The sequence below is a fragment of the uncultured Granulicatella sp. genome, assembly GCF_963545075.1.
GTDB lineage: Bacteria > Bacillota > Bacilli > Lactobacillales > Aerococcaceae > Granulicatella.
In genome coordinates this window covers 1-26,758 of the sequence record NZ_CAUUHX010000008.1, presented here as the reverse complement: position 1 = coordinate 26,758, position 26,758 = coordinate 1, and the positions used below count along the sequence as shown (strand labels likewise).

The window sequence follows — 26,758 nt, the reverse complement described above, 5'->3', positions numbered from 1 at the left end:
GTCATGGGGGCTAAAAAGAATGGAGGATATTTAATTCACCATATTCGTTTATTGAATGGAAGACTTTATCAAAAGTTATTAAGTAAGGAACCAGACGCTCTTTTTAGAAGTGAACAAGAGAAAATATTGTCGATCTTATGGAATGATACGGACGGGTATATTACCTGTTCGGAATTGAGCTGTAGAACAGGACTAGCGAACAACACATTAACGAGTATGCTAAAAAAATTAGAAGAACAAGGCTTAGTTTGCATGCAAGATTGTCCGAAAGATAAACGTAGAAAATATGTGAACTTAACGGAATTAGGAAAATCTCAAAAAGAAATCGGAGAAAGAGTTAGCCAAGAGTTGTATGAGATTTTCTATACAGGTTTTTCAGAAGAAGAAATTCAACAGTTTGAAAAATTTCAAGAAAGAATTTTATCAAATTTAAAAGGGAAAGATGGGTAAGTGATGTCAAAGCAAGTAGAAAATGCACAAAATTTATATTTACATGCGATTCAAGATGGGCATGTTGCTGAAGCACAAGCCAACTGTGTTGGAGATACTTATATTCAACATTCAACAGGCGTACCAGATGGAAAAGAAGGTTTTGCAGCTTTCTTTGCCAACTTTTTTGAACGTCATCCAGAACGTGAAATTAAAATCGTTCGAACAATTGAAGATGGAAATTTAGTGTTTGTCCATGTTCATCAATTTCTTAATGGTGGAGAAGCTCAGTGGGTAACGACAGATACATTTCGTTCAGATGAGAATGGTCGTATTGTGGAGCATTGGGATGTAATTGATTACTATCGAACTCCTGAACAAGGACAGTTGGATCAAATATTTAGTGATTTTGAAGTAACAGATTTGGAACAGACAGTTGAAAATAAAAAAATAGTTCGTCGTTTCTTAACAGAAATTTTCCAAAATAAAGAATTAGAACAATGGAGTCATTATGTAGAGGAGCATTTAATTCAGCATAATCATGAAATTGGTCAAGGAAGTCAAGCGTATAAAAAATATGTGGAAGATCATGATGTAACATATGATTTTGTTTTCCAACTTTTAGGACAAGGAAATTATGTTGTCAGCTATGGACAAACCGTAATCGATGGTGTGGCTTATGCACAATATGATATTTTCCGTTTAGAAAATGGCTTAATTGTTGAACATTGGGACAATAAAGAAGTGATGCCTAAGGTAGAGGATTTGACGAATCGTGGGAAGTTTTAAAAAACAATAACGTGAAATCGTCTGTCTTTTTGTAAAGATAACGATAAAATGAGGGGTATATATGATTGAATACAAAAATGTAGCATTGCGCTACGCAGAAAAAACTGTCTTAAAAGATGTCAATTTACGCATTGAAGACGGCGAATTTATGGTCTTAGTGGGACCATCAGGTTCAGGAAAAACGACGATGATGAAAATGATTAACCAATTAATTGAACCAACAGATGGAAATATTTACTTGAATGATAAGCGTATTAAAGATCATGATCAAAGAGAATTACGATTAGAAACAGGATATGTTTTGCAACAAATTGCGCTTTTTCCAAATTTAACGGTAGCAGAAAATATTGCCTTAATTCCTGAGATGAAAGGTTGGAAAAAAGAACAAATTCAAGAACAAACGAAGGTGTTATTAGAGAAAGTTGGACTCTCTTTTGAAGATTACGCGCATCGTTATCCAAAAGAATTATCTGGAGGAGAACAACAACGAGTAGGGATTGTTCGAGCAATTATTGCGACTCCAAAAATCTTATTAATGGACGAACCTTTCTCGGCATTAGATGCGATTAGTCGTAAACAATTACAAGATTTAACCAAACAATTGCATCAAGAATTTAAGATGACAACTTTATTTGTTACACATGATACAGATGAAGCTGTAAAATTAGCCGATCGAATTGCTGTATTAAAAGATGGAGAAATTGTACAAGTAGACACTCCTTACGAAATTCAAACAAATCCGGCTAATACATTCGTCAAAGAATTATTTAAAGGGGGAGAACATCATGAATGAATTCATTCGAACTTTTCAAGAGAGAAATAGTGAATGGATGTTAGCTCTTGGACAACACCTTCAACTGTCGTTATTAGCGTTATTATTAGCGGTATTGATTGCTATTCCTGTTGCAGTATTAGTGAGTCCATCGAAAAAGATTTCTGGATTTTTATTACAAATTGCAGGGATTATTCAAACATTACCATCCTTAGCGTTAATTGGATTATTTATTCCGTTAATGGGGATTGGAACATTGCCAGCCTTAACGACTTTAGTGTTATATGCTTTATTCCCAATTTTGCAAAATACAATTACAGGACTTCAAGGCATTGATGAAAGCTTAGTCGAAGCAGGAATTGCGTTTGGGATGACAAAAGTAGAACGTCTTAAAAAATTTGAAATTGCATTAGCAATGCCTGTCATTATGTCAGGAATTCGTACCGCAGCTGTATTCATTATTGGAACAGCGACTTTAGCCGCGTTAATTGGTGCAGGAGGATTAGGAAGCTTTATTTTATTAGGAATTGACCGAAATAATTCAAGTCTTATCTTGATTGGAGCGATTTCTGCAGCGATTTTAGCCATTTTATTCAACTTCTTATTAAAATGGATGGAAACTGCAAAATTAAGAACGATTTTGGCAGCCTTTTTAGTCTTAATTATTGGCTTAGGAACTTCCTATGCTCCAACAATTGCTAAAATGCATACATCAGATAAGCTAGTTATCGCAGGAAAATTAGGACCAGAACCTGAAATTTTGATGAATATGTATAAATTATTAATCGAAGATCAAACGAAATTAAAAGTTGAAGTGAAGCCAAATTTCGGGAAGACGAATTTCTTATATGAAGCATTGAAAAAGGGAGATATTGATATTTACCCAGAATTTTCAGGAACCATTACAGAAAGTTTATTGAAAAATAAACCAAAAGTTAGTCATGAACCTGAAGAAGTGTATGAAGTAGCTCGTAAAGGGATTTTAGAACAAGATGGTTTTGTATTCTTAAAACCAATGGCGTATCAAAATACTTATGCCGTTGCTGTGCCAAAATCATTAGCTGAAGCTGAAAATTTAACAAAAATTTCTGATTTGAAAAAAGTAAATCGACCATTAAAAGCTGGATTTACATTAGAATTTAATGACCGTGAAGACGGAAACAAAGGATTACAAAGTATGTATGGCTTACAATTGGATGTAGCTACCATGGAACCTGCACTACGTTACCAAGCAATTCAATCAGGTGATATTCAAGTAACAGATGCTTATTCAACAGATGCAGAAATTTCACGTTACCAATTGAAAGTGTTAGAGGATGATAAACAATTATTCCCACCTTATCAAGGGGCTCCTCTAATGAAACAAGAATTGTTGAAAAAACATCCTGAATTAGAAGGGATTTTAAATCAATTAGCTGGTAAAATTTCTGAAGAAGAAATGAGCCAAATGAACTTTGAAGTAGGGGCAAATGGAAGACCTGCTGAAGACGTTGCTAGAGAGTATTTAGTGAAGATTAATCTTTTGAAAAAGTAAGAAAGACAAGAGAAAAATCTTTTTGTTTGTGAGTCTCATGGCTAACTTTCGCTACAAAAAATTTATAAATGTTAAAAAAGCATGAATCGTACGCTTACGATTCATGCTTTTTTCTATTTTTTAGAGAAAACTTCGCTGACGGCGTTGGTTAGTGGAAATAAAAAGTCTGTTATTTCTTGAGGACTTTCTTTTTTACCGTGAGCAATCCATGTTTGACAAACACCGAATAGTGCATTGGCTAAGTAAACGCCACAATATTCTAAGTCTGTTTCATTTAACGGGCGATTTGCAGAGCGTGTTAAAATATCTGTTTTCAGTAAAATAAGTAGTTTATTGCGAAGGAAATTTTGAATTTCTTTTGTGCCATTTTCAGATAATAATGCGGCTAAAAGAGGCTCAGAATGTAAATATTCAAACACTTCTAAAATAGCTTGTTGTTTATTGTTAGCGTATTTCCCAAATATATATTCTAGCGTATGAAATAGTCTACTTTGGTAGTGATCAATCATGTCGTATTTATCTTTGTAATGCGTATAAAAACTTGAACGACTGATTCCAGCTGTTTCAGCTAATTTTACCGTACTAATTTGATCGAAAGGTTGTTCTGTTAGTAATTGTACCATGGCATTTTCAATGGCTTGTTTTGTTTTTTGTCGTTTATTACTCTCTGTCATAATATCTCCTTCATAAACATTTTTACACACTGTGTCTAAAAATGGATTTTATTACTTGATATCTGTTTTTACTGATGTATAATCTATTTTATCAAAAATTAGACAATATGTACAGAAAAGAGGAGTTATATGTTTAGAGAGTGGAAAGCCATTTTGAAAAAACCAACTTTCATTATTGTGATGATAGGAATTGCACTAATTCCTGCCTTATATAATATTATATTTTTATCTTCTATGTGGGACCCATATGGAAAGTTATCTGAATTACCAGTAGCAGTTGTCAATAAAGACCAGGCTGCTTCGTATAATGGAGAGTCGATGAATATTGGTGAAGATATGGTTTCGAGTTTGAAAGATAATGATGCGTTAAATTTTCATTTTGTAACGGAAGAAGAAGGGGTAGAAGGACTAGAAAATGGTACTTACTATATGGTCGTGACCTTACCTAGTGATTTATCCCAAAAAGCTGCATCCATTTTAACGAATCATCCAGAACAAATGAATATTGATTATCAAACTTCTAGTGGTCATAGTTTTATCGCTAGTAAAATGAGTGATTCAGCAATGGTTCAATTAAAGCAAACTGTTGCGAAAAATGTGACAGAAACTTATACAAAAGCCTTATTTGAAAAAATGGGTACTTTAAAAGATGGAATGAAACAAGCTTCGCAAGGTAGTCAAACTCTTGCTTCAGGTACCGATCAATTAAAAGAGGGAAGCCAACAATTAGCAACTAATTTACAAACTTTAGCTCAATCAAGTGTTACATTTTCAAATGGAGCAGAGCAATTTACTAGTGGATTAACGACTTATACAGATGCCGTTAAAAAAATTGATAGCGGTGTAGCCAGCTTCCATAATGGATTGTTAACTTATACAGGGGCTGTATCTCAGTTAGATAATGGCTTAAATCAATTATCTTCTAAAACTCCAGAATTAGCATCTGGAATTCAACAATTAAATGATGGAGTTCAAGCATATGCTGGAGGAGTTGTAAAACTAGACTCTGGGTTGAATCAATTATCTAGTGGAGTTCAAGCTTACACTTCTGGAGTGGATAGCTTATCTTCAGGGGCAAGTCAATTGGCAGGTCAATCAGAAACTTTGCGAAATGGAGTTCAACAATTGAACCAAGGGATTCAACAATTATCGAGTCAATTAGAGGCGTCTGCACAAAAGAGTAGTCAAGTTTCTCAATTAGCAGCGGGGTTAGATCAATTAAATCAAGCCATTCAATCAGCGAATGCAACTGAAAGTACAGCATTAATGGGGGAAGTAACGAATGCTTTATCTACAATTGCTGCTTCAGCACAAAGTGTAATGGTGAATAGTCAAGCTTCTCAACAAGCTGCATTAACAGCTATTCAATCAACCAATGCTTATAGCACTTTAAGTGCGGAACAACAAGCAGAATTAACAGCAGCTGTATCGAATCAAACGAATACGAGTGTGCAATCTGCAAAAGAAATTTTATCAACGATTCAAGCATTAAAAGGGAATTTGGGAAATGCAAAATCTCAAGCAGAGAGTATCGCAAAATTACAATCTGCAGCAGGACAAGTGTTGCCATTAGCGTCTTCTTCATTAACACAATTATCAGGAGGCCTTGGAACACTACAATCTGCAGTCAGTCAACAACTTGTTCCAGCTAGTCAAGCAATTCAAAGCGGTGTAGGTGCTTATACAAGTGGAGTGGATAAAGTGGCCCAAGGAGCTAATACTTTAAGTTCTAAAAACAGTACTTTAAACGGTAGTGTGAGTCAGTTAGCGTCAGGTTCTTCTCAATTAGCGCAAAAATCTTCTACGTTAACTTCAGGAGTTGGACAATTAGCACAAAAAGCTCCTGAACTAGTCGCAGGGATTAAAAAAATTTCTTCTGGAAGTAATCAGTTAAACCAAAAATCTTCAGAATTAGTATCTGGAATCACTACCTTACAATCTGGAACAAGCCAGTTAAATCAAAAATCTGAACAACTCCTTTCAGGTTCTTCTAAATTAACAGATGGATCACAAAAAATTGCAGAAGGTTCAGAAAAACTTGCTGATGGAGGAAATACCCTTTCAGCTGGATTGGAAACTTTATATGGTGGAGTGACTACTTTAAGTACAGGATTAATGGATGCCAATGAACAATTAGCATTAGCTTCTACCGAAGAAACAAATGCGAAAACTTTATCCAATCCATTGGCATTATCAAAAACAGATCATGATGCCGTAGCAGTCAATGGGATTGCGATGGCTCCATATATGATTTCTGTTGCATTGTTTGTGGCAGCATTATCAACGAATATGATCTTTGCAAAACTACCATCTGGAAGACATCCAGAAACACGTTGGGCTTGGTTTAAAGCTCGATTAGAAATTAATGGAATGATTGCTGTATTAGCAGGAATACTTGTTTATGGTGGAGTACACATGATTGGATTAACAGCAGTCCATGAAATGAAAACTCTAGTTCTTATTCTATTAGCAAGTGTCACATTTATGGCAATGGTAACGGCATTAACAACATGGAATTCTCGTGTGGGAGCATTCTTCTCATTAATACTCTTATTATTACAATTAGCCTCAAGTGCAGGAACTTATCCTCTTGCATTGACGAATGATTTCTTCAAGAGTATTAACCCATGGCTTCCAATGAGTTATTCAGTATCAGGATTACGACAAACTATTTCGATGGCAGGAACAATTCAAGAACAGGTTGTATTCTTAATTGTGACGTTAGTCATCTTTATGGGATTAGGCGTGATGGCGTATCGACCTGGTGCGGGGGAAGAGTAGAATTTAGGATAAATTAGAATGGAAGAAGCTAGTGAAAATCATTGCTAGCTTCTTTTTTTATAGCATTAAATTTTGAAAATAATATTTATGAAATGGAAAAAATAATCGTTAACACCTAATTATTTCGTTGTTTACAGGAAAAACACATAAATTATTAAAAAATAAACAAATTCGGTTGACGGCAGTTAAGAAAACGGTTACTATTATGTTGGATAAACAAAAAAATTTTTTCGGGTACGGCTGAAAAATTACAGTTAAAGAAGGGGAATAATTATGGGGTATCCTAAATTTATTGAAGGCTTATGTCAAGTGACATATGATATGTGGAATAAAGGCTGGGACGAATATAACGGAGGAAATGTTAGTTATCGTTTAACAGTTGAAGAAGCTGAAAATCTTGAAAGCAGCTTAGCTGGTACAGAGTATACGTACTATGCTGATAATAGAAAAGAAGTGGATGTTTTAGATGTTCCAGAACATGTAAGAGGAGAATATATTTTAATTACAGCTTCTGGAAGTCATTTTAGAACATTACATTCACAACCACATGTGGATACTGGTGTTATTAAATTAACGGATAAAGGATATCAAGTAGTTGCAGGTTTTGTTACAGGAAAACGTCCTACAAGTGAAATCTTCATGCATGTATTATCTCATGCAGCTAGATTAAAACAAAACCCAAATCATAGAGTAGTTATTCATAATCATGCAACAAATGTTGTGACATACTGCTTATTAAATGATGTAACAACTGAATCTTTATCATTAGATTTATGGTCAGTGTTAACTGAATCAATCGTAGTTTTCCCTGATGGAATTGCTGTTCTACCTTGGGAAGTGCCAGGAACTCAACAAATTGGTTCTGCTACAGCCAAAGAATTAGAAACTCATCGTTTAGTTGTTTGGAGTAAACATGGTGTTCTTTCTACTGGTGTAGATTATCAAGACTGCTTCGGATTAATTGAAACTGCAGATAAAGCAGCCCATATTGCATTAGATGTTCAACGAATCAGTGGTAAGAGCATTTATGAAAGTAATGTTCTATCAAAAGAAGATTTGAAGAAAATCTGTGCCGTTCTAAAAGTACCAGAAAGATATTTAGATTAATATGATTAATCTTAACCTGTTGGTGAATCCAGCAGGTTTTTTTAGTTTAAATACTAATTTAGTAAACCTGTTGTTGAAACAGATTTGTCATAGATAGAAATTTTCATAAAAAAAAAGAGAAATCCAAAATTTGATTTCTCTTCATAGATATAAGTGCCATATTTCATATGATTTTTTAGTGACATCGTAAGTATAAATATTTTATGGAGGTAATGATTAAAGCTTAAATTTTATTATAATCAGTAAGCGATATAGTAGTAAATTATTGGAAACTAATCCTCGCTAGTTTTTGAAAGTGAAATAGCTCTCCGGATTTTTTTAAGAACTTGTTCATTTTCTTCTTCATCTTTGAACATAATGATGGTATAAAGAATGTCCATTACAGTTTGGTAAAGAAGTCGAGAAGTTAGACTTTCTGTTCTATATTTTGCTTCTTGAGAAAATGCAATTACAGATTCAGTAGATAGTTTTAAAATTTTTCCAACAGGATTTCCTGTAATACATATAATTGGGCAATTATTTTTTTGTAAAATTTTTGCAAGGTTAATAGTCTCTAATGAATCGCCAGAGTGTGAAAATAAAAAAACGCAATCTTTTTTTGTTAATTTACTACAAATACTCAGTTGTATATGATAATCAGAAACATAATGACAGTTTAATTTAGAACGTAAAAACTTATGATATGAATCTAAAGCAATGACTGAAGACCCACCCTGTCCAAAAAAATAGATATTTTGGCTTTTTTCTAGCAAGCGTACAATTCGTTGTAAAGTCTTTTCGTCTAAGAAGTTAACTAAATTTTCTAATGATTGTTGATTAAAATGGATAGTTTTTTTAGCAACATCTATATATGAATCAGTGGGATCAATTTCTCTATAGTTAACAAGTCGTTCAGGTTGAGTAGGGCTTATAGAATTAGAAGCTAGTTTGATTTTAAAATCTTGAAAACCATTAAATCCTAATTTTTTAACGAAGTTATATATAGTAGTTTGAGAAATTTCTGTTTCATTGGCCATATCGGCTAATGTTTTATTGACTAATTCATCGTTTTTTAATTGTAAAAAATAGTCCACTAATGAATCTTCAGAAGTACTAAATTTATTTTTATTTTGTTTAATTATATTTAATAAATATATATTTTGCATAAGAAACCTCCACGTTTTCTATATCTACAGAGATAATAACATAACTAAAGTATAAAAGTAAATAAAAAATATTTTTTTATAAAAGTGTTTACAAAATAAAATTTAATGGTATACTTTTGATATAAGTTAACTTTGAATCAATTTATGGAAGGTGAAAAAATTGAAATGGACGTTTAGATGGTATGGCAATAACGATCCGATTACTTTAGATCATATTCGACAAATTCCTAATATGTATGGTGTTGTGGGAACGTTAGTAAAAAAATTACCCGGGGACCTTTGGACAAAGGAGGAAATCTTAGAATTAAAAACCTCGGTGGAATCAAAGGGACTTACTTTAGCAGGGATTGAAAGTGTTTCGATTCATGATTCAATAAAAGCTGGAACGCCTGAACGAGATCACTATATCGAAGTATATAAGGAAAATATTAAAAATCTTGGAGAACTTGGAGTAAATGTGATTTGCTACAGCTTTAAACCGATTTTTGGTTGGGCAAAAACAAATCTTGAATATGAATTACCAGATGGTTCTCATACGCTTGAATATGATGATAAAGTAGTCCAACAAATTGAACCTAAGCAAATGTTTGGATTAATAAGTGGACAAACTTCTGGATTTCAATTATCAGGTTGGGAGCCGGAGCGTCTTGCTAAATTTCAAAAATTAGAAGATATGTATAAAGGAATTACTGAAGAAAAATTATTCGAAAATCTTTGTTACTTTTTGGAAAGAGTGATTCCTGTTTGTGAAGAATATGGAGTGAAAATGGCGATTCATCCAGATGATCCACCGTTTGATATGTTTGGTCTTCCTCGTATTACTAAAAATAAAGAAGACATTTTAAAAATTGTAAATGCAGTTGATTCAGATTATAACGGAGTGACATTATGTACGGGTTCTCTTGGAGCCAATCCAGAAAATGATTTAGTTGAAATTATTCACTCGTTGAAAGGAAAAATTCATTTTGCTCATTTAAGAAATGTACAAATCCTTGGAGATAAACATTTCCTAGAATCAGCCCATCTAAGTAAAGAAGGTTCACTAGATATGTATGCTATTGTGAAGGCTTTGCATGATATCGAATTTGATGGAATTGCTCGTCCTGATCATGGGCGTACAATCTGGGGAGAAGTTGCAAGACCTGGTTATGGATTATATGATCGCGCCATTGGTATTTCATACTTACAAGGACTTGAAGAAGCAGTAGAAAAACAAAATTAAAGCTTAAAAGGGAGCTATATAATATGAAAATAGGAATTATAGGTCTCGGTAAAATGGGATTAAATTTAGCGTTAAATGCTAAAGAACATGATTTTGAAGTAGTGGGCTTTGATGTGTCGACAGAGTCAGTAGAAAAGGCTAAAAAATCAGGATTAAATGTTAGTAACTCTATAGAAGAACTGGTTGGAAATTTAGATGATGTTAAAGTAGTAATGCTTAGTCTTCCAGCAGGAAAAATTACAAATGAAGTTGTTAATGAATTATCAAATGCTTTAACAAGAGGAGATGTTGTTATTGATAGCGGAAACTCTAATTATAAAGATAGTTTAATTAACTATCAAATTTTAAAGAAAAAGGGAATATTTTTCCTTGATTGTGGAACTTCAGGAGGAATGAGTGGAGCAAGAAATGGTGCTTGTTTGATGATTGGGGGAGATCAAGAAGCTTTTGATAAAGTTAAAGATTTTTTTGAAGCAATTGCAATTGAAGATGGATGTCTGTTTGTAAATCAACCTTCTGCGGGACATTACTTGAAGATGGTACATAATGGAGTGGAATATGGAATGATGCAAGCCATTGGAGAAGGTTTTAACATTTTGGAACACTCTGACTTTAAATTTAATCATGAAAAAGTAGCAAAAGTTTGGAATAATGGCTCTGTTATTCGTTCTTGGTTAATGGAATTAGCTCAAGAGGCTTTTCGTAAAGATCCTAAACTTGAGAGAATTGAAGGTGTGATTGGAAGTAATGGAGAAGCAAAATGGACGCTAGAAGAAGCTCTTCGATTAGGTGTGCCGACTCCAGTGATTGCAGATTCGTTATTTGTAAGAAATTCTAGCTGTAGTACAGATGAGTTCTCAAATAAGCTAGTTTCCTCTTTAAGAAATGAATTTGGTGGACATGAAATGAAGATGAAATAAACATAGGGGGGGATTTTGAATGAGCAATCATAAAATTGCAATTGTAAACTCTAGTAGTTTTGGAAGAATATTTTCTAAACACTTAGAAAGATTAAGAGCAATTGGTGAAGTGGAATACTTTACATTTCCACAAGAAATTCCAGGAAAGGAACTGGCAGAAAAATTAAAAGGGTACGATATTATTATCGCAAGTGTAACTCCTTTCTTTAATGCGGAATTCTTTGAACATAAAGATGAATTACTGTTAATTTCAAGACATGGTATAGGATATAACAATGTAGACTTATTAGCGGCAAGAAAACATAATACAATTGTTTCAATTATTCCAGCACTCGTAGAAAGAGAAGCAGTTGCTGGTAATAACATAACAAACTTATTAGCTGTTATGAGAAGAACAGTTGGTGCTTTAGATGCTGTTGAAGAAAATCAGTGGGAAAACCGAGCTTCATTTATTGGACATTCTTTATATAACAAGGTAGTAGGTGTTATCGGAATTGGAAATACAGGAGGATGTGTTGCGGAAACACTAAAATTTGGATTCAGATGTAGAGTATTAGCATATGATCCTTATAAGAGTAAATTAGAAATTGAACAACATGGTGCAGAAAAAGTAGGATTTGAAGAATTGATTCGTAATTCAGATGTCATTTGTTTATGTGCAAATCTTACTGATGAAAATTATCATTTTATTTCTAAAAAAGAGATTGAAATGATGAAACAAAATGTATATATTTCCAATTCAGCTCGAGGAGCATTAGTTGATGAAGAAGCAATTGTAGAAGGATTAAAGTCTGGTAAAATTGCAGGATTTGCAACTGATGTGCTAGAAGTTGAACCAGGACGTGCTAATCATCCATATCTAGCGTTTGATAATGTAGTGATTACTCCACATACTTCTGCGTATACCATGGAATGTTTAGAGTCAATGGGTGAAAAATGTGTAGAAGATTGTGAGGTGATTGTTAAAGGGAAGCTTCCGGTAAGGTCTGTTCAAAATGAAAGTAACTATATTAAAATCAAGTCATAATAATTTTATGTTAATAAATAGTACTTGTGAGGATGTTTTTGTAGTAGATGGTATTATTTTATTTATGGTTAGTTGATTAAAAGAACACTTACTATTAATTAAGTCTATTTTTAATTATATATACTAATACAGAGTTAGAAAAATATATTTCTAATGAATAAAGGAGGAAAAAGGTAATGGAAACATTATCAGTAGTTCAAAGTTTGTTAATTTCCCTATGGGTTGCAGGCGTTATGTCTAGATGGCTTGGTGGTGGTGCGACGTTAACACTTCGTTTTTCACCATTAATGACTGGATTGATTTGTGGAGTTGTGATGGGTGATGTTGCGAATGCAATGATTGTTACAGCTGCTCTTCAATTGATTTATATGGGAGTGTTTTCTCCTGGGGGAACAATGCCGTCAGAACCTTCAATTGCTGCAGCGATTGCTGTGCCGGTTGCTTTGTTAGGGAAACTTACTCCAGAAGCAGCAATTGGGGTTGCCGTACCAGTTGGTTTGTTAGGAAGTTATTTATATCAATTAAGATTCTTTGTTAATACATTTTTAGGAAAATATATGGATCGTGCAGTAGAAAATATGGACGATGGTGCAATTAAACGTTCAATTATTTGGTATCCTACTATTGCTTCATTTGTATTATTTGTACCATTAGTATTTGGGGCTTTATATTGGGGAGCTCCAGTTATTGCAGATGTTATCGTTCAATTAAAAGAAACAGTAGTTCTTCACGTATTAGAAGTTGTCGGCGGTGGTTTAGCTGCAATCGGTATCTCTACAACAATCTATGTAATCGGACGTAAAGATTACCTCGTATTCTTCTTATTAGCATACTTCATGAGTGTAATCTTCAAACCTTTAAACATTACAATGGTTACTTATGCAATTATTGGTGTACTTGTGGCTGCTATTTTCGTAATGGTTACAAAAAGCAACAATCAACCAGTAGCTGCTAGCCCGGCTGCCTCATCAAATGCTCAATTCGATGATGATGGCGGCGACGATGATTTTTAATTGGAGGAATAGATAATGAATACTGAAACAACTCAAAAAAATCCTGCATTAGCTCCTGAAGAAATTACTCAAAAGGATGTTACTAAAGCATATTTAAGATGGCACTTCGCAAATGAAATTCCACACTCATTTGACCGTTATCTTGCACCATCATTGCTATATGGAATGATGCCTGTTCTTAAAAAATTATATAAAGATCCAGATAAAAGAAGAGAAGCATACAAGAGACAATTACTCTTCTTCAACACTCAATTAACATGGGGTGGTGGGGTCATCACTGGTTTAATGTCTTCAATGGAAAAAGAAAGAGCTCGTCAAGAGTATGAAAATGAAGAAATTACAATGACAGATGACTTAATGTACAATACGAAAGCTGGTTTAATGGGCGCTCTTGCTGGTATCGGGGATGCGATTGACTCAGGTACAATGCAATATATCTTTATTGCGATTGCTGTTCCTTGGGCTCAAGAAGGTAGTGCGTTAGGTGCATTATTCCCATTCATCGCATTTGCGTTATACCAAGTCTTTATCGGGTTATTCTTTGCTCGCCAAGGTTTTTCTTTAGGTAGAAATGCAACAAGTTTAGTTCATAGCTCTGGCGTTAAAGACATGATTAGTTTATTGTCAATTTTAGGTTTATTCATGATGGGTATCTTAGCCGGTAACTACGTTAAAGTATCTTCAAGCTTACAATTTACACTTTCTGGTAAAAACTTCGTCATTCAAGAATTACTTGATAAAATCGTCCCTGGTATTTTACCGTTAGCAGTAGTAATGGGTGTATATTATTACTTCGTTAAGAAGGGACTCAAAGTTACCCAAGCATTATTATGGTTAACATTGATCCTAATAATCCTTGCATCTGTTGGAATTTTATAATTTGGAGGTACCTATAAAATGGGTAAAGTTAATTTAGCACGTGTGGATGAACGTTTAATCCACGGACAAGTAATGATTACACTATCACAAAGAAATGGAGTAAACTCTATCTTCGTTGTCGATGATGTCGTTTCAAGAGATCCTTTCATGAAGGATTTATATAAGAGCGCTGGTAACCGTACTGGCCAAAAAACAATTGTAGTTTCTGAAGATAAAGCGAAATTCTATTGGGATGAATACAAATTCAAAGATTACAGCTGTATTCTAATTGCGAAAACTGTTGGTACAATTGCTAACCTTGTAAGATATGGCGTACCAGTAGAAGAATTAAACGTTGGTGGTGTTGCTAAGAAAAATGATGAAGATGTATTAGTAACGAAATCTGTATATTTAAACAAAGCAGATGCTGAAACTCTTAAAGATCTTCATGATAACTTTGGAGTTAAAGATATTTATTTCCAAGCTACTCCTTCAGCAGGTAAAACATCTTTAGAAGATGTACTTAAAAATTTTAATTTATAAGAGGTAGAACCATGGAAAGTAATCGCCAAATGAACGATTGGATTGTTCGTTATGGATTTCTTTATAAAAAAAGAAGTTCAAACAAACAAAAGGATAAATTTATTCAAGCTTTTCTCTCAGATGTTTTAACAATTCGAGATGATATCAATGTTATAGAAATAGAGGAGAAAAAAAGAAAATATCACAATATATATATTGGGGATATTTCTAATGCGGATAAAATTATTTCTACGTATTTCGATACGCCAATTGTTTCATTTGGCGATTATTATTTATCAGATTCAGAAAAAAATAGAAATAATATATTGATGCGAATTGCTTTTGAAAGTGTTATTAGTCTATGTATAGGGTTAGGAATTCTCTTTTTATTATTTCGTGTTTTAGAAGGAACAATTCTTACAATAGTTTTAACTATTTTTACTCTGCTATTCTTTTATTTTTTTAACAGAATAGTTAAGGGAAGAGCCAGTGCTAATACACAAATAAGAAATACATCATCTCTCATTATAGTGCTAAGTATGCTTTCTAAATACAAGAATGATAAGAAAGTAGCATTTGCTATTGTAGATGGAGGTAGTACTAATGAGGTAGGTCTTGTAGTTTTGAGGAACAAAACTAAAGTTCATTCAAAATTATACGAGTTAGATAGTGTAGGAATAAATAAAGATTTAAAAGTGAAAGAAATTATTTTAGATAGTATGAATAAAAAAATTATTAAAATCTATCCGAACATAGACCGTATAGGAAAGCTAAGTCTTTTAGGGAAAATAGATGGCGAAGTTTTAACTAGACAACGTCAAAAAATAGAAAATATATTGGAGGAAAAATAATGCAAATTTTAATTGTAACTCATGGTGAATTGGCTGCCGGATTTAAAGATGCAGCTGAGGTGATTTTTGGAGATGTAAAAGGAATCACAACAATTGGATTACATTCAGGTGAATCTGTTGAGGTATTTGGAGAGAAAATTTACAAAACATTATCTGCTTATGATGAAAATGAATCTATTCTTATTTTAGCTGATTTATTAAGTGCTTCTCCATATAATCAATCTGTGCTCTCTGTGAATAAATTAGCTGAAAACCGTGCTGAAAATATAAGATTAATTGCTGGAGTGAACCTTCCGATGGTACTTGAAGGAATTAATCAGCAATTGCTTAAAAGTGATTTAGATGATGTAGTAAAAGAGTTGAAAAAATATATAATCTCTGATGAGTATTTGTGGAAGAAAACAATTGTTTTAGAAGAAGACGAGGATGAAGATTTTTAGGGGGGAGACTCATGAGTAAAAGAGTCGCAATTTTCGATATGGATGGACTTTTTATTGATTCAGAACGAATTTATGCTGAAGGTTGGCATGCTGGACTTAATTATTATGGAATTGTTGCTCCGGATGGATTTGTTGAATCATTAGCAGGACAAAGCGCAAAAGAAAATGATTTGAAAGTTGCGGAATTAATTCAAGACAAGGATTTAGCAAAGGAAGTTCGAAAAATACGTGAACAATATTATCAAAAAAAATTACAAAATGGTGAAGTTTCAGTAAAAAAATTTGCTAAAGAAATTGTTGAACATTTAAAAATAAAAGGATTTAAAGTTATTTTAGCATCATCTTCAACCAAACAAAGGATAGATGAATTGCTAATGAAGAATTCTGTTAATAATATTTTTGATGCAATAGTTTGTATAGATCATGTTAAAGAACCTAAACCCGCACCAGATATTTATTTAGCAGCATTGAGTTTTTTTGACACTAAGGCAGAACAAGCTATAGCTTTTGAAGATTCAGTTATTGGGGCGACTGCGGCAGTAAGTGCTGGAGTTGATGTTTGCTTAGTGAACGAATCGTTAAATAAATATGGCTTAACAATAGATGATAGTAAATGCCTAGGTGTGTTTAATGATTTAGAAGAAACATACAATTTTTTGGAGGCGAATCGGGTATGTTAGTTGAACAATTAAAGGAAAACTATTTCTTTGCGGTTATTAGAGGGAAAGATAAAGAAGATGCAAAAAATATTGCACGTTACGCAATTAAAGGTGGTATTTATAATATTGAAATTACTTTTTCAACACCAAAGGCAGATGAAGTTATCAAGGAATTGATTGAAGAATTTAAAGATGACAAAAAAGTAATCGTCGGTGCAGGAACTGTAATGAATTTAGAACATGCATCTTTAGCAAAAAATGCTGGGGCTAAATTTTTAGTAAGTCCACATTTTTCAGAAGAATTGGCAAAATATGCTGTCAAAAATAATGTTGAATACTCTCCTGGTTGTGGAACAGTTACAGAAGTTGTTAATGCTATTAATGGTGGTGCTAAAATTGTTAAATTATTCCCTGGAGGAACTATTGGAAAAGATTTTATAAAAGCGATTCATGGTCCGATTCCTGATGTCGATTTAATGCCTTCTGGTGGTGTTTCAGCATCAAATGTAAAAGAATGGAGAGATGCAGGAGCTTGTGCAGTTGGTATAGGTAGTGCACTTTCTGCTAAAGTTTCAACTGAAGGATATGAAAGTGTTGAACGTGTTGCGAATGAATTTATAAAAGCTCTTGATTAAAAAGATTTGTAAGAATGAAGAAGATTTGAAGAAAATCTGTGCCGTTCTAAAAGTACCAGAAAGATATTTAGATTAATTTGATTAATCTTAACCTGTTGGTGAATCCAGCAGGTTTTTTTAGTTTTACGGATTTTCTATAAAAAATTTTGCAAAAACTGTGAAAATAGTAACAAATGATAACAAACTGATTTTTTCATAGGAATAGAATGTAAACAATCAATCAAAGGAAGTGATTTTATGAATTTTTCAGGAAAAGTTGCTATTGTGACAGGTGGAGCAAATGGGATTGGAAAAGAAGTAGTAAGAGGTATTGTTGAAGGTGGAGGTTTTGTAGTTATTGCAGATATTAATGAAGCCGCCGCTACGAAAACAGTAGCCGAGCTTGGAGCAGAACATACTGTGTTTGAATATATGGATTTAGGGAATCATGAGTCCATTGTTGCAAGCATGAAGAAGATTCTATCTGAACGTAAAGTAGATATTTTAGTCAATTGTGCAGGAGTTATTAGCGCGAAACCTTTTGATCAATTAACATATGAAGAATGGGAAAGAACTATTCGTATTAATCTTTCTGGATGTTTCTCAACGATTAGTACGATTTTCCCTCACTTTATTGAAAATAAAGGTGGTAGAATTGTTAATGTTTCTTCTGTTGCTGCAAAATTAGGGGGAGGACTTCTAGGTACAGCGGCATATGCCTCTTCTAAAGCAGGTTTAAATGGTTTAACAAAAGCTGTGGCTAAAGAAGGTGGAAAATACAATATTGCTTGTAATGCAGTATGTCCATCATTTACAAGAACAGATATGACAACTGTACTTTCTGAAGATAAAGAAAAGAGTCAAAAAGTGATTAGTATGATTCCTTTAGGACGTCGTGCAGAACCTGTTGAAATCGCTCAAATGATTTTATTCTTTGCGAGTGATTTAGCAAGCTTTATTACAGGGGAAATTGGCGACTGCGATGGTGGTATTACATTAGATGGTTGATTCTTCTTCCGTTTAGTAAAATTTTCAAAAAGGTATGTGAATGCAATGAAAAAGATTAAAATTCCTGGGGATACTATTATTGTTCCAATGTTTATTGGATGTTTTATTAATACATTTATTCCTCAAATTTTGCAAATTGGTGGGTTTACCACTCCGATTGTAAAAGGTGCAGGGCCATTAGTTGGGGCGTTCTTATTTGTCATTGGGGGAACAATTTCCCTTAAAAATACACCGAAGGCTGTTGTTCGTGGGGCGTCTATTATTATCGCAAAAATTATTGTATCGATTATTCTAGGATTATTGGTAGCGAAAGTGTTCAATGATAATTTCTTAGGATTGAGTGCAGTAGCGGTGATTGGGGCGATTTCAGTAGCGAATAATGCCATGTATGCGGGAATTGTCGAAGTTTATGGAGATGAAATTGATGCTGGTGCTGTTGGGATTACGACTTTAAGTGTTGGTCCAATGGTAACAATGGCAGTGTTAAGTACAGCAGGGCTTGCGAACATTTCCATTTGGAATTTGATTGGAACGATTTTACCGCTAGTTATTGGGATTATTTTAGGGAATGCCTTCCCTTATATGAAGAAGGTTCTATCAAATGGGATTACAGCAATTATTATTGTTGTAGGATTTTGTCTAGGGGCAAATATGAACTTTGGACAAATTCTTGAAGGTGGACTTCCTGGTATTTTACTAGGGGTGATTACAACCTTAATTGGTGGGGTTGCAGCGATTGCTGCAGATAAATTATCTGGAGGAAATGGAGTTGCAGGTGCTGCGATTTCTAGTACAGCTGCAAGTGCCATTGCAACACCAGCGGCGCTTTCTGCAGTAGATGCTTCATTCAAAGCCATTGAAGCAACTGCTACAACTCAAATTACAGCTTCTGTTATTGTAACGGCTATTTTAACACCAATCTTAACAGCGTATATTGCTAAAAGAGTTCAACAAAAAGAAAAGAATGCATAATAACAAAAACCACTCCGTAACGTTAAGCGGAGTGGTTTTTATTTTAATCTAAGAAATACGTATGTTTAGCTTTCCATTCTAGTACTTTAATACGAATCCAAAATCCGTAAATTCCTAATGTAATAATACATAAGAAAAACCATTTGATCCAGTTTCTAAATAGTTCAAGAGCAGTGCCATCAAACCCAAGACGACGTCCTTCAATCACGGTGTGTTCAATTTCCCATTTATACATGATGCAGATTGCCCAAGGAGTTCCTAGTCCAAAGGTAAGTGTAATAATAAAAAATGAAATGATATAACTTAGAATATAGGTTAACATTCCACCATCAAAATAACTTTTTTGCATGATAAATCCTCCCTCCATTAGTTGTGTGTAGTGTAGCATGTAGGAGGATTTTTTGTCAAAAAATTATGAAAAGGTAAAATATCAGACGAATGGATGACGTCAGTTGTAATGTTTTCAGAAAAGGTATAAACTAAAGAAGATATAGAAATGGGGGTTGAGTGATGCAATTTAATTGGAGTAGTTTAGGTGCATGGAGTAGCATTCGGAATATTGTTGATATTGTGATTGTGTGGTACCTATTATATAATCTATTACTCATCATGAAAGGCACAAGAGCTGTACATTTGATGAAGGGCTTGGCAGTGATTGCAGGGGTAAAATTCATCAGTTATATGTTTGGGTTAATTACTCTTGACTGGATTATGAATTTAGTAATCCAATGGGGAGTTGTGGGAGCTATTGTCGTCTTTCAACCAGAAATTCGAAGAGGGCTAGAACATATTGGTCGTTCGAACTTTTTCTCAAGGAGAGCTTCGGGAACGAATCAAGCTCAAAGGATGATTGAAGAGTTAAATATTTCTGTACAATATATGGCGAAACGAAGAATCGGTGCATTAATTTGTATTGAACAATCGAATTCTTTAGAAGAATATATTAATACGGGGATTCCTTTACAATCACGAATTTCAAATCAATTAATGACGCAAATTTTTATTCCGAATACACCTCTTCATGATGGTGCGGTGATTATTCGTGGTCATGAAGTGGAAGCAGCGGCATGTTATTTACCATTATCAGAAAGTAAATTTATTCCTAAAGAATTAGGAACAAGACACCGTGCAGCTATTGGTTTAAGTGAAGTAACAGATGCTTTAATTATTGTTATTTCAGAAGAAACAGGGAAGGTTAGTGTCGCATTGCGTGAAAAATTATTACGTGAGCTAACTCCGGATGAATTTGTAGAAGTGTTAAGTAAACATTTAATTACAAAAGAAACTTCTCAAAAAGATTCGACTATCCTAACAATGATTATCGATTTCTTTAGAGGAGGTCGTATGAATGATTAGTAAATGGATGACGAAAAAATCATTTTTAGTGTTTATATCCTTTATTTTGACAATGGCTTTATTTGTATACGCAAGTGAATCAAGTCCAAGTAGACAGTCGTCTTCAGTGTCAGTTCAGACAACTTCGAATACAATTGGCAATGTTCCGGTGTATGTTGATATCGATAGTCAATTATATACAGTTACTGGCTTGCCGGAAGCTGTTACGCTAAGGGTAGAAGGATCTAGTAGTTCCTTATTAACGGTTGTAGGAAATGGTTCCTATCGTGTAAAAACTCCTAATTTAAATGAACTAGGAACAGGAAAACATATGATTACCTTACAAGTAACAGGTTTACCTTCAGGAGTAAAAGGATCCGTTTCTCCAGAGACGGTTGAGATTATGATTGAAAAGAAAGCGACGGTTGAATTGCCCGTTTCAGTAAATGTAAATCGTGCAAATTTACCAGGAGCTTATAAAAATGGACAAGCTTTAGTGAGTCCTGCTAGAGTAACGATTTCTGGACCAGAATCACTGATCAATCAAGTAGAAAAGGTTGTCGCAAATGTGACAGTACCGGAAAATACAAAAGCAGACTATACTTCTTCCGTTGCAGTACAAGCGTTGGATGCAACCGGAAAACCTCTGGCACTAAAGATGGAACCGGAACAAGTTCAAGTAAGAGTACCAATAACAACGAATAGCAAAAAAGTTCCTATTATATTGACGACAACAGGAAGTGCGGGTACACAATATTCCTATCAGTTGAAATCTGATACCAAAGAGGTTACAATTTTAGGAGCTCAAGAAGTGTTGGATAAATTGACAGCCATTCCTGTAGTGGTAGATGTCAGTCAAGTAACTAAAACAACAACACAAGTTGTGAAGATAACTCTTCCAACTGGAGTGGATAGTATCAATCCAGAAAATATTTCTGTTGAAGTGGTTGTCACATCTACAACACCAGAAACAACAGAAACGACGCAGACAACGCAAACTACACAAACAACAAGACAATAGAAATTGATAGAGATTTAAAGGAGATTGAACATGGGCAAATATTTTGGAACAGATGGTGTAAGAGGAGTAGCAAATGCAGAATTAACACCAGAATTAGCGTTTAAATTAGGACGTTTTGGTGGCTATGTCTTATTACAACAAGCAGGTGGGGATAAACATCCACGTGTGTTAGTCGGAAGAGATACTCGTATTTCAGGACAATTATTAGAACATGCTTTAATTGCGGGATTATTATCTGTAGGGATTGAAGTCATGCAATTAGGCGTTATTCCAACACCAGGGGTTTCTTATTTAACACGTGTGCAAGGAGCGGTAGCAGGGGTTATGATTTCTGCATCTCACAATCCAGCACAGGATAACGGCATTAAATTCTTTGGAGCAGATGGTTTTAAATTATCTGATGAAACAGAAGCAGAAATTGAAGCTTTATTAGATAGTCCAGAAGATACATTACCACGTCCTTCAACAGATGAATTAGGAACAGTGGATGATTATTTAGAAGGAACAATGAAATATAGTCAATTTTTACAACAAACAATTGACGGCCCTCTAACAGATATGAAAGTAGCGTTAGATGGTGCAAATGGAGCAACTTCAGCAGTCCTAAATCGTTTATTTGCAGATTTAGAAACAGAGTTTTACACAATGGGAAATAAACCAAATGGTGTGAACATTAATGATGGAGTGGGTTCAACACATCCAGAAGCTTTAGCAGAATTTGTAAAAGAAAATGGTGCAGATTTAGGATTAAGTTTCGATGGAGATGGAGACCGTTGTATTGCTGTTGATGAAAATGGTGAGATCGTGGATGGCGATAAAATTATGTTCATTTGCGGAAAATACTTACGCAGTGTAGGACAATTGAACCAAGATACCATTGTTTCAACAGTCATGAGTAACTTAGGATTCCATAAAGCAGTTGAAGAAGAAGGAATGATCGCTCTTCAAACAGCGGTAGGAGATCGCTATGTTGTAGAAGAAATGCGTAAAAATGGCTATAACTTCGGTGGAGAACAATCAGGACATATTGTATTCTTAGATTTAAATACAACAGGGGATGGATTGTTATCAGGAATTCAATTAATGAATGTTATGAAACAAACAGGTAAAAAATTAAGCGAATTAGCCAGCGAAGTACCAACTTATCCTCAAGAATTAGTGAATATTCGAGTGAGCGATAAAAATGGTGCAATGGAAGTTCCAGCGATTAAAGAAATTATCGACACAGTGGAAGCTGAAATGGCAGGAAATGGTCGTGTGCTTGTTCGTCCAAGTGGAACAGAACCATTAGTACGTGTCATGGTAGAAGCACCAACAGATGAACTATGTCATGATTATGTAACACGTATCGCAGATGTCGTTCGTCAAGAGATTGGATTAGACTAAGAAGTGAAGTTTAAAAGGGAGAGCAACGAGAGTTGCTCTCTTTTTTTGTGTGGGGAATTTATGGTTTGTAACAAAAAAATCCCCCGCAATTATGCGAAAGACTAAAGTTTATAATTCGACCATTTATAACCCGCGTGTTGGTCAGTGGTAGATGTAATATGTGGAAGAAATAGAAGTAGTTTTTTTCTAATATTTTTATTAAGAAGACCAGTTAACTTTTCTTGCTTTCGTAGGTTTGAAACGTTTCTTGTCAACGAGTTGTAATTTTATTTCCTTACAATTTTTGATAGAGTTATCATTGATTTTAAGACTTCTTGGGAAGTAAAGATTTCCTTGCTCACGTGATAATTCAACGGTATAACTTATCTCGTTATTTAATTTGAAAACTACAAAATAAATGTTATCTCTTCTAAATCGTTTGCCAACTTCTTTGTTCAAAATATTATTTGTTGTGTAGAATTTACATTGGATTAAATGCAACATTTGGTAAAGTAATAGAGTTCCAATAATTTTGAACTTGTTTTCATTAAACCACCCATTATCCGCTTTTTGCAAACGTTCTAGTGTCCAATCATCTTTTAAACCTTCAAAAATGTTTCCTGCATTATTTGATGGTAAATTCACATGATGTTCTCTTGATAATCCTAATAGATGAGGAATGGACGAGTTAGGAACAGAGAGAATTATTTCAGGATAGTCTATCATATTTGTTAGATAAACATACTTGTACTGTGAAACATATGTCTCAATCACATTGGCTAAGCAAGACATATTAACGTTATGAATATTGATATTTCCATCAAAATTTTTAATCCATTCCAAAGTATATGTCATTTGAATCTTCTCCTAAAATATAAAAAAAGAAGGGCGCATCTGCACCCTTCTCTTCCACGTATTGAGTTTCACCTCACGCTAGATATGCCCTATCTATTCCTCAAGGGTAGGCAGTCCTGTTATTTTTTTTCTCATCAAATAGTTAAATTGATTGATGAGCCCACAGGCGGGTGCAGACCATATCCACTAGCCCACAAGTAATTTTTAATTTTTATTTGTTTATATTGTACTTGTAAAATCCATGATTGTCAAAGTAATAGAATTACTAACAAAAAAATAATACCGCTCTAACTTTGGAAGAGTGAGCGATGTTATTTATAATATCGTAATTCAGCCACCGTCTTTTTATCGGGCTACATTAGAGTCGAGTTGGCGCTCGGCTTTTTTTGTATCTTCATTATACCCAAAACAAAACGAATTGCAAACTTCGCAAATTCAAGTGAAATTGTCTCAATGAAACACAAGTAAAAATGTCCTATATCATGAAGTGCTCTCTTTTTCAATATACTTGGTCATCGGTCTCGTTAAGATTTTCTTTTAAATAATCTAATATAATCTTGTTTACTATGTATAATGTTAGAAATGAAGATGGCTTTTCTATCTTCTAAGATATGATAGAAGGCTAAATAATTTCCTAAAACGATACAGCGAGTTTTGTATGGGGGATAGATGATTTTTCCGACTCTTTCATCTGCATTAAACCCGGCTTCAGGGAAAATTGTTAAGCGTTCTAATCCGTGAAGAATATTATTAACCGTATTAATTCCTGCTTGCTCTGAAAAGTACATAGTTTCAATGTAGTTTTTAATAGTTCGAAGTTGATTTTGAACATATTCTGGAATTATTAAGCTATACGAGTTTGATTCAAATTCCAAGGTTAGCCCTCACTTCGTTTACAGTATAGATTCTACCTTGTTCTAAATCTTTGAAACTTTGAGTGATTTCAGATCTTAATTGTGTCAATAATTCTTCTCGTTCTTTATCGGTATCTGTCTCAAAGGGTAATTTTTTATTTTGTACAATATTTTCTAAAAAAAGATTGAAACTAGCTGTCATATCCAGATTATGTTCAGAGATAATTTCTTTTGCTCTTTCAAGCAAATCACTATTTGTTCTAAAGTTAACTTGAGTATTTTTTTCTAAGCTATACATTCTAATTCCTCCTTTTAGCTTATTTTATCACTAATAACTATTTCTGTATAGCAGGAGCTATACAAAAGCTTGTTGAAGTTAGTTAAGTAATTTTAGAGTACCTATTCCAACTTCAAAGCCGTACTTTTTGAAAAAAAGAAAAGGAATGGTACAATAATGGTATCGAATATTAGAGGAGTTAGTATGAATACAACAATCAAAACATGCGCACAGACACGTGCAATTCAGTCTAGAAGAATTTTTCCATTTGATGTAAATATGCATCAAACATTATTTGGAGGGAATTTAACACGTATTATTGACGATTGTGCATCGATTACGGTGTCTCGTCACTGCCGTCGTTTAGCAGTGACTGCTTCAGTTGATGCGATGAACTACTTAAAACCATTACCATTAGGACATTCTGTTTGTGTGGAAACGTATATTTCTGGTGTTGGAAAGAAAAGTATGGAAGTCTTTTGTAAAGTAGTAGGAGAAGATGTTTTAACAGGTGAACGTTATTTGGCAGCGACTAGTTTTTGGACATTTGTAGCTTTACCTCGAGAAGGGGAAACGGATTTTGCAGTTCCAGCGATCGAACCGGAAACTGCAGAAGAGAAATTCATTTGTAGTGGCTATGAAGACAGACGTTTAGCTCGATTAGAACAATTGAAACGACAAGAAGAATTAATGAATCATGTTTCTATTCATAAACCTTGGATGGAATCATTGTGACAGTAATGTAAGATTATCACTGTTTTTGTTAGAAAAAATCAAGGATTTTTCATATTTGATTTGTTAAAGTAGTCTTATCAAATGATTCACACTGAAAAGATTACTGGAGGAAATTATGAATAAACAAAGTGCCATTGAATTTAATAGAAAGTTGATTCAATTCTTTACAATAGCGGGAATTATCCTAACGATTTATTTAGGATATATCATTGCCAAACATCATTATTTTGAAGTTGGAGGAGCGTTCCAGCAGTTGGTTGGCAATTTGGGAATGTATGGAGTATTATTCTTTATCTTCATTCAAATTGTACAAGTCGTTTATCCGATTATTCCGGGTGGCTTAACTTGTGTCGTTGGGCATCTTGTATTCGGACCTTTATATGGGTTTATTTATAATTTTATTGGCATTATGATTGGCTCAATGATTAATTTTTGGCTAGCAAGACGGTATGGAGAGACAGTTGTTCAAGCATTTGTTTCTCAAGCAACTTATGATAAATATATTGGCTATTTAAATGATGGGAAGAAATTCGAACGTTTCTTCTTCTGGGCATTAGTGTTGCCAGGATTCCCTGATGATTTCTTATGTATGGTAGCAGGATTAGGGAAGATGACATTTAAAAAATTCGTAGCGATTTGTTTAGTGGCAAAACCTGTCACACTATATGTGTATACATTAATAGCAGCAGAAGGAGTACAAGTTCTTTTTAAATGGATTCAAGGGTAGAGGTGTTTCAGTGAAAAAAATCATGATTGGATTGGTTCGAGGATATCAAAAGTGGATTTCTCCATTATTTCCACCAACTTGTATCTATCGACCAACTTGTTCCACGTATATGATTCAAGCAATTGAAAAACATGGAGTTATTAAAGGTGTAACGATGGGAATTGGAAGAATTCTAAGATGTCATCCGTTTATTTTAGGAGGGCAAGATCCCGTTCCAGATGAATTTACACTTAGACGACACAAAGATTATCG

30 protein-coding genes are annotated in these 26,758 nt (G+C 34.0%); 24 read left to right on the top strand and 6 right to left on the bottom strand.

The features are described 5' to 3' along the window. The first annotated feature begins 3 nt into the window (after positions 1 to 3). The 4 genes from RWZ86_RS02125 to RWZ86_RS02110 all read left to right on the top strand — a co-directional run bounded on the left by RWZ86_RS02125 (position 4) and on the right by RWZ86_RS02110 (position 3,524). Positions 4 to 450: a MarR family transcriptional regulator gene (locus RWZ86_RS02125; protein ID WP_314679623.1), complete on the top strand. Its 447-nt coding sequence runs from the start codon at positions 4 to 6 to the stop codon at positions 448 to 450. Positions 451 to 453: 3 nt separating this feature from the next. After that, entirely contained in the window at positions 454 to 1,218 is a 765-nt protein-coding gene (locus RWZ86_RS02120; protein ID WP_314679621.1) for a nuclear transport factor 2 family protein, read from the top strand. A gap of 61 nt (positions 1,219 to 1,279) precedes the next feature. Further along, positions 1,280 to 2,011, top strand: a complete 732-nt coding sequence (locus tag RWZ86_RS02115) for an ABC transporter ATP-binding protein (protein WP_314679619.1) — start codon at positions 1,280 to 1,282, stop codon at positions 2,009 to 2,011. Further along, positions 2,004 to 3,524 (top strand): ABC transporter permease/substrate-binding protein, encoded by a 1,521-nt coding sequence (locus tag RWZ86_RS02110; protein WP_314679617.1) that lies wholly within the window; start codon positions 2,004 to 2,006, stop codon positions 3,522 to 3,524. Before RWZ86_RS02115 ends, RWZ86_RS02110 begins: the two co-directional genes overlap by 8 nt. A gap of 113 nt (positions 3,525 to 3,637) precedes the next feature. Here RWZ86_RS02110 and RWZ86_RS02105 read toward each other — a convergent pair whose 3' ends face one another. Beyond that, entirely contained in the window at positions 3,638 to 4,198 is a 561-nt protein-coding gene (locus RWZ86_RS02105) for a TetR/AcrR family transcriptional regulator (protein ID WP_314679615.1), read from the bottom strand. Between the two features lie 129 nt (positions 4,199 to 4,327). Here RWZ86_RS02105 and RWZ86_RS02100 point away from each other — a divergent pair, with 129 nt between their 5' ends. Then, positions 4,328 to 6,979: a YhgE/Pip domain-containing protein gene (locus tag RWZ86_RS02100; RefSeq protein ID WP_314679613.1), complete on the top strand. Its 2,652-nt coding sequence runs from the start codon at positions 4,328 to 4,330 to the stop codon at positions 6,977 to 6,979. Between the two features lie 273 nt (positions 6,980 to 7,252). Then, positions 7,253 to 8,086, top strand: a complete 834-nt coding sequence (gene rhaD / locus RWZ86_RS02095; RefSeq protein WP_314679611.1) for a rhamnulose-1-phosphate aldolase — start codon at positions 7,253 to 7,255, stop codon at positions 8,084 to 8,086. 272 nt (positions 8,087 to 8,358) lie between these two features. Here rhaD and RWZ86_RS02090 read toward each other — a convergent pair whose 3' ends face one another. Continuing rightward, positions 8,359 to 9,231, bottom strand: coding sequence for a MurR/RpiR family transcriptional regulator (locus RWZ86_RS02090; RefSeq protein WP_314679609.1), 873 nt, complete (start codon positions 9,229 to 9,231; stop codon positions 8,359 to 8,361). A 160-nt stretch (positions 9,232 to 9,391) separates the two neighbouring features. On the opposite strand from RWZ86_RS02090, the gene uxuA reads away from it, so the two are divergent. The 12 genes from uxuA to RWZ86_RS02030 all read left to right on the top strand — a co-directional run bounded on the left by uxuA (position 9,392) and on the right by RWZ86_RS02030 (position 19,337). After that, complete coding sequence (gene uxuA / locus RWZ86_RS02085) at positions 9,392 to 10,453, top strand: mannonate dehydratase (RefSeq protein WP_314679657.1); 1,062 nt, start codon at positions 9,392 to 9,394, stop codon at positions 10,451 to 10,453. Between the two features lie 23 nt (positions 10,454 to 10,476). Then, on the top strand, positions 10,477 to 11,373 hold the full coding sequence (gene gnd, locus RWZ86_RS02080; RefSeq protein WP_314679607.1) for a phosphogluconate dehydrogenase (NAD(+)-dependent, decarboxylating): 897 nt from the start codon (positions 10,477 to 10,479) through the stop codon (positions 11,371 to 11,373). A 19-nt stretch (positions 11,374 to 11,392) separates the two neighbouring features. Further along, positions 11,393 to 12,400 carry a D-isomer specific 2-hydroxyacid dehydrogenase family protein gene (locus RWZ86_RS02075; protein WP_314679605.1) on the top strand — a complete coding sequence of 336 codons (1,008 nt, stop codon included), beginning with the start codon at positions 11,393 to 11,395 and terminating at the stop codon, positions 12,398 to 12,400. Positions 12,401 to 12,576: 176 nt separating this feature from the next. Then, complete coding sequence (locus tag RWZ86_RS02070) at positions 12,577 to 13,413, top strand: PTS sugar transporter subunit IIC (RefSeq protein ID WP_314679604.1); 837 nt, start codon at positions 12,577 to 12,579, stop codon at positions 13,411 to 13,413. Positions 13,414 to 13,428: 15 nt separating this feature from the next. Continuing rightward, positions 13,429 to 14,292: a PTS system mannose/fructose/sorbose family transporter subunit IID gene (locus RWZ86_RS02065; protein ID WP_314679602.1), complete on the top strand. Its 864-nt coding sequence runs from the start codon at positions 13,429 to 13,431 to the stop codon at positions 14,290 to 14,292. Positions 14,293 to 14,310: 18 nt separating this feature from the next. Then, complete coding sequence (locus RWZ86_RS02060) at positions 14,311 to 14,814, top strand: PTS sugar transporter subunit IIB (RefSeq protein WP_314679600.1); 504 nt, start codon at positions 14,311 to 14,313, stop codon at positions 14,812 to 14,814. 11 nt (positions 14,815 to 14,825) lie between these two features. Next, positions 14,826 to 15,644, top strand: coding sequence for a hypothetical protein (locus tag RWZ86_RS02055; protein ID WP_314679598.1), 819 nt, complete (start codon positions 14,826 to 14,828; stop codon positions 15,642 to 15,644). Further along, complete coding sequence (locus tag RWZ86_RS02050) at positions 15,644 to 16,084, top strand: PTS sugar transporter subunit IIA (protein WP_314679596.1); 441 nt, start codon at positions 15,644 to 15,646, stop codon at positions 16,082 to 16,084. The genes RWZ86_RS02055 and RWZ86_RS02050 overlap by 1 nt, the downstream gene beginning before the upstream one ends. 11 nt (positions 16,085 to 16,095) lie before the next feature. Beyond that, the gene (locus tag RWZ86_RS02045) at positions 16,096 to 16,764 is read left to right on the top strand and encodes an HAD family phosphatase (RefSeq protein ID WP_314679594.1); all 669 of its coding nucleotides are present in this window, start codon (positions 16,096 to 16,098) and stop codon (positions 16,762 to 16,764) included. Beyond that, complete coding sequence (locus RWZ86_RS02040; protein ID WP_314679593.1) at positions 16,758 to 17,378, top strand: bifunctional 4-hydroxy-2-oxoglutarate aldolase/2-dehydro-3-deoxy-phosphogluconate aldolase; 621 nt, start codon at positions 16,758 to 16,760, stop codon at positions 17,376 to 17,378. Before RWZ86_RS02045 ends, RWZ86_RS02040 begins: the two co-directional genes overlap by 7 nt. 237 nt (positions 17,379 to 17,615) lie before the next feature. Next, positions 17,616 to 18,365, top strand: coding sequence for an SDR family oxidoreductase (locus RWZ86_RS02035; protein WP_314679591.1), 750 nt, complete (start codon positions 17,616 to 17,618; stop codon positions 18,363 to 18,365). A gap of 45 nt (positions 18,366 to 18,410) precedes the next feature. Continuing rightward, positions 18,411 to 19,337 (top strand): 2-keto-3-deoxygluconate permease, encoded by a 927-nt coding sequence (locus RWZ86_RS02030; RefSeq protein WP_314679589.1) that lies wholly within the window; start codon positions 18,411 to 18,413, stop codon positions 19,335 to 19,337. Positions 19,338 to 19,380: 43 nt separating this feature from the next. Here the strand turns inward: RWZ86_RS02030 and RWZ86_RS02025 are convergent, their stop codons facing one another. Continuing rightward, positions 19,381 to 19,686: a DUF898 family protein gene (locus RWZ86_RS02025; protein ID WP_314679586.1), complete on the bottom strand. Its 306-nt coding sequence runs from the start codon at positions 19,684 to 19,686 to the stop codon at positions 19,381 to 19,383. 161 nt (positions 19,687 to 19,847) lie between these two features. Between RWZ86_RS02025 and cdaA the strand changes: the two genes are divergently transcribed. Genes cdaA through glmM form a run of 3 tightly spaced genes read left to right on the top strand, consistent with a single transcriptional unit; the run spans position 19,848 to position 23,079 of the window. Then, a complete protein-coding gene (cdaA, locus tag RWZ86_RS02020; RefSeq protein ID WP_314679584.1) occupies positions 19,848 to 20,693 on the top strand; it encodes a diadenylate cyclase CdaA in 846 nt (281 codons plus the stop codon). Beyond that, the gene (locus RWZ86_RS02015; RefSeq protein WP_314679582.1) at positions 20,686 to 21,693 is read left to right on the top strand and encodes a CdaR family protein; all 1,008 of its coding nucleotides are present in this window, start codon (positions 20,686 to 20,688) and stop codon (positions 21,691 to 21,693) included. Before cdaA ends, RWZ86_RS02015 begins: the two co-directional genes overlap by 8 nt. Positions 21,694 to 21,723: 30 nt before the next feature. Then, positions 21,724 to 23,079, top strand: a complete 1,356-nt coding sequence (gene glmM / locus RWZ86_RS02010; RefSeq protein WP_314679580.1) for a phosphoglucosamine mutase — start codon at positions 21,724 to 21,726, stop codon at positions 23,077 to 23,079. Positions 23,080 to 23,277: 198 nt separating this feature from the next. Here glmM and RWZ86_RS02005 read toward each other — a convergent pair whose 3' ends face one another. The 3 genes from RWZ86_RS02005 to RWZ86_RS01995 all read right to left on the bottom strand — a co-directional run bounded on the left by RWZ86_RS02005 (position 23,278) and on the right by RWZ86_RS01995 (position 25,065). Beyond that, entirely contained in the window at positions 23,278 to 23,913 is a 636-nt protein-coding gene (locus RWZ86_RS02005; RefSeq protein WP_314679578.1) for a hypothetical protein, read from the bottom strand. A gap of 524 nt (positions 23,914 to 24,437) precedes the next feature. Further along, the gene (locus RWZ86_RS02000; protein ID WP_314679576.1) at positions 24,438 to 24,788 is read right to left on the bottom strand and encodes a type II toxin-antitoxin system RelE/ParE family toxin; all 351 of its coding nucleotides are present in this window, start codon (positions 24,786 to 24,788) and stop codon (positions 24,438 to 24,440) included. After that, positions 24,778 to 25,065, bottom strand: a complete 288-nt coding sequence (locus tag RWZ86_RS01995) for a type II toxin-antitoxin system RelB/DinJ family antitoxin (protein WP_314679574.1) — start codon at positions 25,063 to 25,065, stop codon at positions 24,778 to 24,780. The genes RWZ86_RS02000 and RWZ86_RS01995 overlap by 11 nt, the downstream gene beginning before the upstream one ends. Positions 25,066 to 25,248: 183 nt before the next feature. Here RWZ86_RS01995 and RWZ86_RS01990 point away from each other — a divergent pair, with 183 nt between their 5' ends. The 3 genes from RWZ86_RS01990 to yidD form a co-directional block, all read left to right on the top strand. Continuing rightward, a complete protein-coding gene (locus RWZ86_RS01990; protein ID WP_006703654.1) occupies positions 25,249 to 25,779 on the top strand; it encodes an acyl-CoA thioesterase in 531 nt (176 codons plus the stop codon). Positions 25,780 to 25,894: 115 nt separating this feature from the next. Continuing rightward, a complete protein-coding gene (locus RWZ86_RS01985) occupies positions 25,895 to 26,506 on the top strand; it encodes a VTT domain-containing protein (RefSeq protein WP_314679572.1) in 612 nt (203 codons plus the stop codon). A gap of 10 nt (positions 26,507 to 26,516) precedes the next feature. Continuing rightward, positions 26,517 to 26,758: membrane protein insertion efficiency factor YidD (gene yidD, locus RWZ86_RS01980; protein ID WP_314679570.1), on the top strand; the 242-nt coding region annotated here is incomplete at its 3' end.

Coding starts and splice junctions, on each gene's coding strand:
- RWZ86_RS02125 (WP_314679623.1), top strand. CDS start 4: ATGGGGGCTAAAAAGAATGGAGGATATTTAATTCACCATATTCGTTTA.
- RWZ86_RS02120 (WP_314679621.1), top strand. CDS start 454: ATGTCAAAGCAAGTAGAAAATGCACAAAATTTATATTTACATGCGATT.
- RWZ86_RS02115 (WP_314679619.1), top strand. CDS start 1,280: ATGATTGAATACAAAAATGTAGCATTGCGCTACGCAGAAAAAACTGTC.
- RWZ86_RS02110 (WP_314679617.1), top strand. CDS start 2,004: ATGAATGAATTCATTCGAACTTTTCAAGAGAGAAATAGTGAATGGATG.
- RWZ86_RS02105 (WP_314679615.1), bottom strand. CDS start 4,198: ATGACAGAGAGTAATAAACGACAAAAAACAAAACAAGCCATTGAAAAT.
- RWZ86_RS02100 (WP_314679613.1), top strand. CDS start 4,328: ATGTTTAGAGAGTGGAAAGCCATTTTGAAAAAACCAACTTTCATTATT.
- rhaD (WP_314679611.1), top strand. CDS start 7,253: ATGGGGTATCCTAAATTTATTGAAGGCTTATGTCAAGTGACATATGAT.
- RWZ86_RS02090 (WP_314679609.1), bottom strand. CDS start 9,231: ATGCAAAATATATATTTATTAAATATAATTAAACAAAATAAAAATAAA.
- gnd (WP_314679607.1), top strand. CDS start 10,477: ATGAAAATAGGAATTATAGGTCTCGGTAAAATGGGATTAAATTTAGCG.
- RWZ86_RS02075 (WP_314679605.1), top strand. CDS start 11,393: ATGAGCAATCATAAAATTGCAATTGTAAACTCTAGTAGTTTTGGAAGA.
- RWZ86_RS02070 (WP_314679604.1), top strand. CDS start 12,577: ATGGAAACATTATCAGTAGTTCAAAGTTTGTTAATTTCCCTATGGGTT.
- RWZ86_RS02065 (WP_314679602.1), top strand. CDS start 13,429: ATGAATACTGAAACAACTCAAAAAAATCCTGCATTAGCTCCTGAAGAA.
- RWZ86_RS02060 (WP_314679600.1), top strand. CDS start 14,311: ATGGGTAAAGTTAATTTAGCACGTGTGGATGAACGTTTAATCCACGGA.
- RWZ86_RS02055 (WP_314679598.1), top strand. CDS start 14,826: ATGGAAAGTAATCGCCAAATGAACGATTGGATTGTTCGTTATGGATTT.
- RWZ86_RS02050 (WP_314679596.1), top strand. CDS start 15,644: ATGCAAATTTTAATTGTAACTCATGGTGAATTGGCTGCCGGATTTAAA.
- RWZ86_RS02045 (WP_314679594.1), top strand. CDS start 16,096: ATGAGTAAAAGAGTCGCAATTTTCGATATGGATGGACTTTTTATTGAT.
- RWZ86_RS02040 (WP_314679593.1), top strand. CDS start 16,758: ATGTTAGTTGAACAATTAAAGGAAAACTATTTCTTTGCGGTTATTAGA.
- RWZ86_RS02035 (WP_314679591.1), top strand. CDS start 17,616: ATGAATTTTTCAGGAAAAGTTGCTATTGTGACAGGTGGAGCAAATGGG.
- RWZ86_RS02030 (WP_314679589.1), top strand. CDS start 18,411: ATGAAAAAGATTAAAATTCCTGGGGATACTATTATTGTTCCAATGTTT.
- RWZ86_RS02025 (WP_314679586.1), bottom strand. CDS start 19,686: ATGCAAAAAAGTTATTTTGATGGTGGAATGTTAACCTATATTCTAAGT.
- cdaA (WP_314679584.1), top strand. CDS start 19,848: ATGCAATTTAATTGGAGTAGTTTAGGTGCATGGAGTAGCATTCGGAAT.
- RWZ86_RS02015 (WP_314679582.1), top strand. CDS start 20,686: ATGATTAGTAAATGGATGACGAAAAAATCATTTTTAGTGTTTATATCC.
- glmM (WP_314679580.1), top strand. CDS start 21,724: ATGGGCAAATATTTTGGAACAGATGGTGTAAGAGGAGTAGCAAATGCA.
- RWZ86_RS02005 (WP_314679578.1), bottom strand. CDS start 23,913: ATGACATATACTTTGGAATGGATTAAAAATTTTGATGGAAATATCAAT.
- RWZ86_RS01995 (WP_314679574.1), bottom strand. CDS start 25,065: ATGTATAGCTTAGAAAAAAATACTCAAGTTAACTTTAGAACAAATAGT.
- RWZ86_RS01990 (WP_006703654.1), top strand. CDS start 25,249: ATGAATACAACAATCAAAACATGCGCACAGACACGTGCAATTCAGTCT.
- RWZ86_RS01985 (WP_314679572.1), top strand. CDS start 25,895: ATGAATAAACAAAGTGCCATTGAATTTAATAGAAAGTTGATTCAATTC.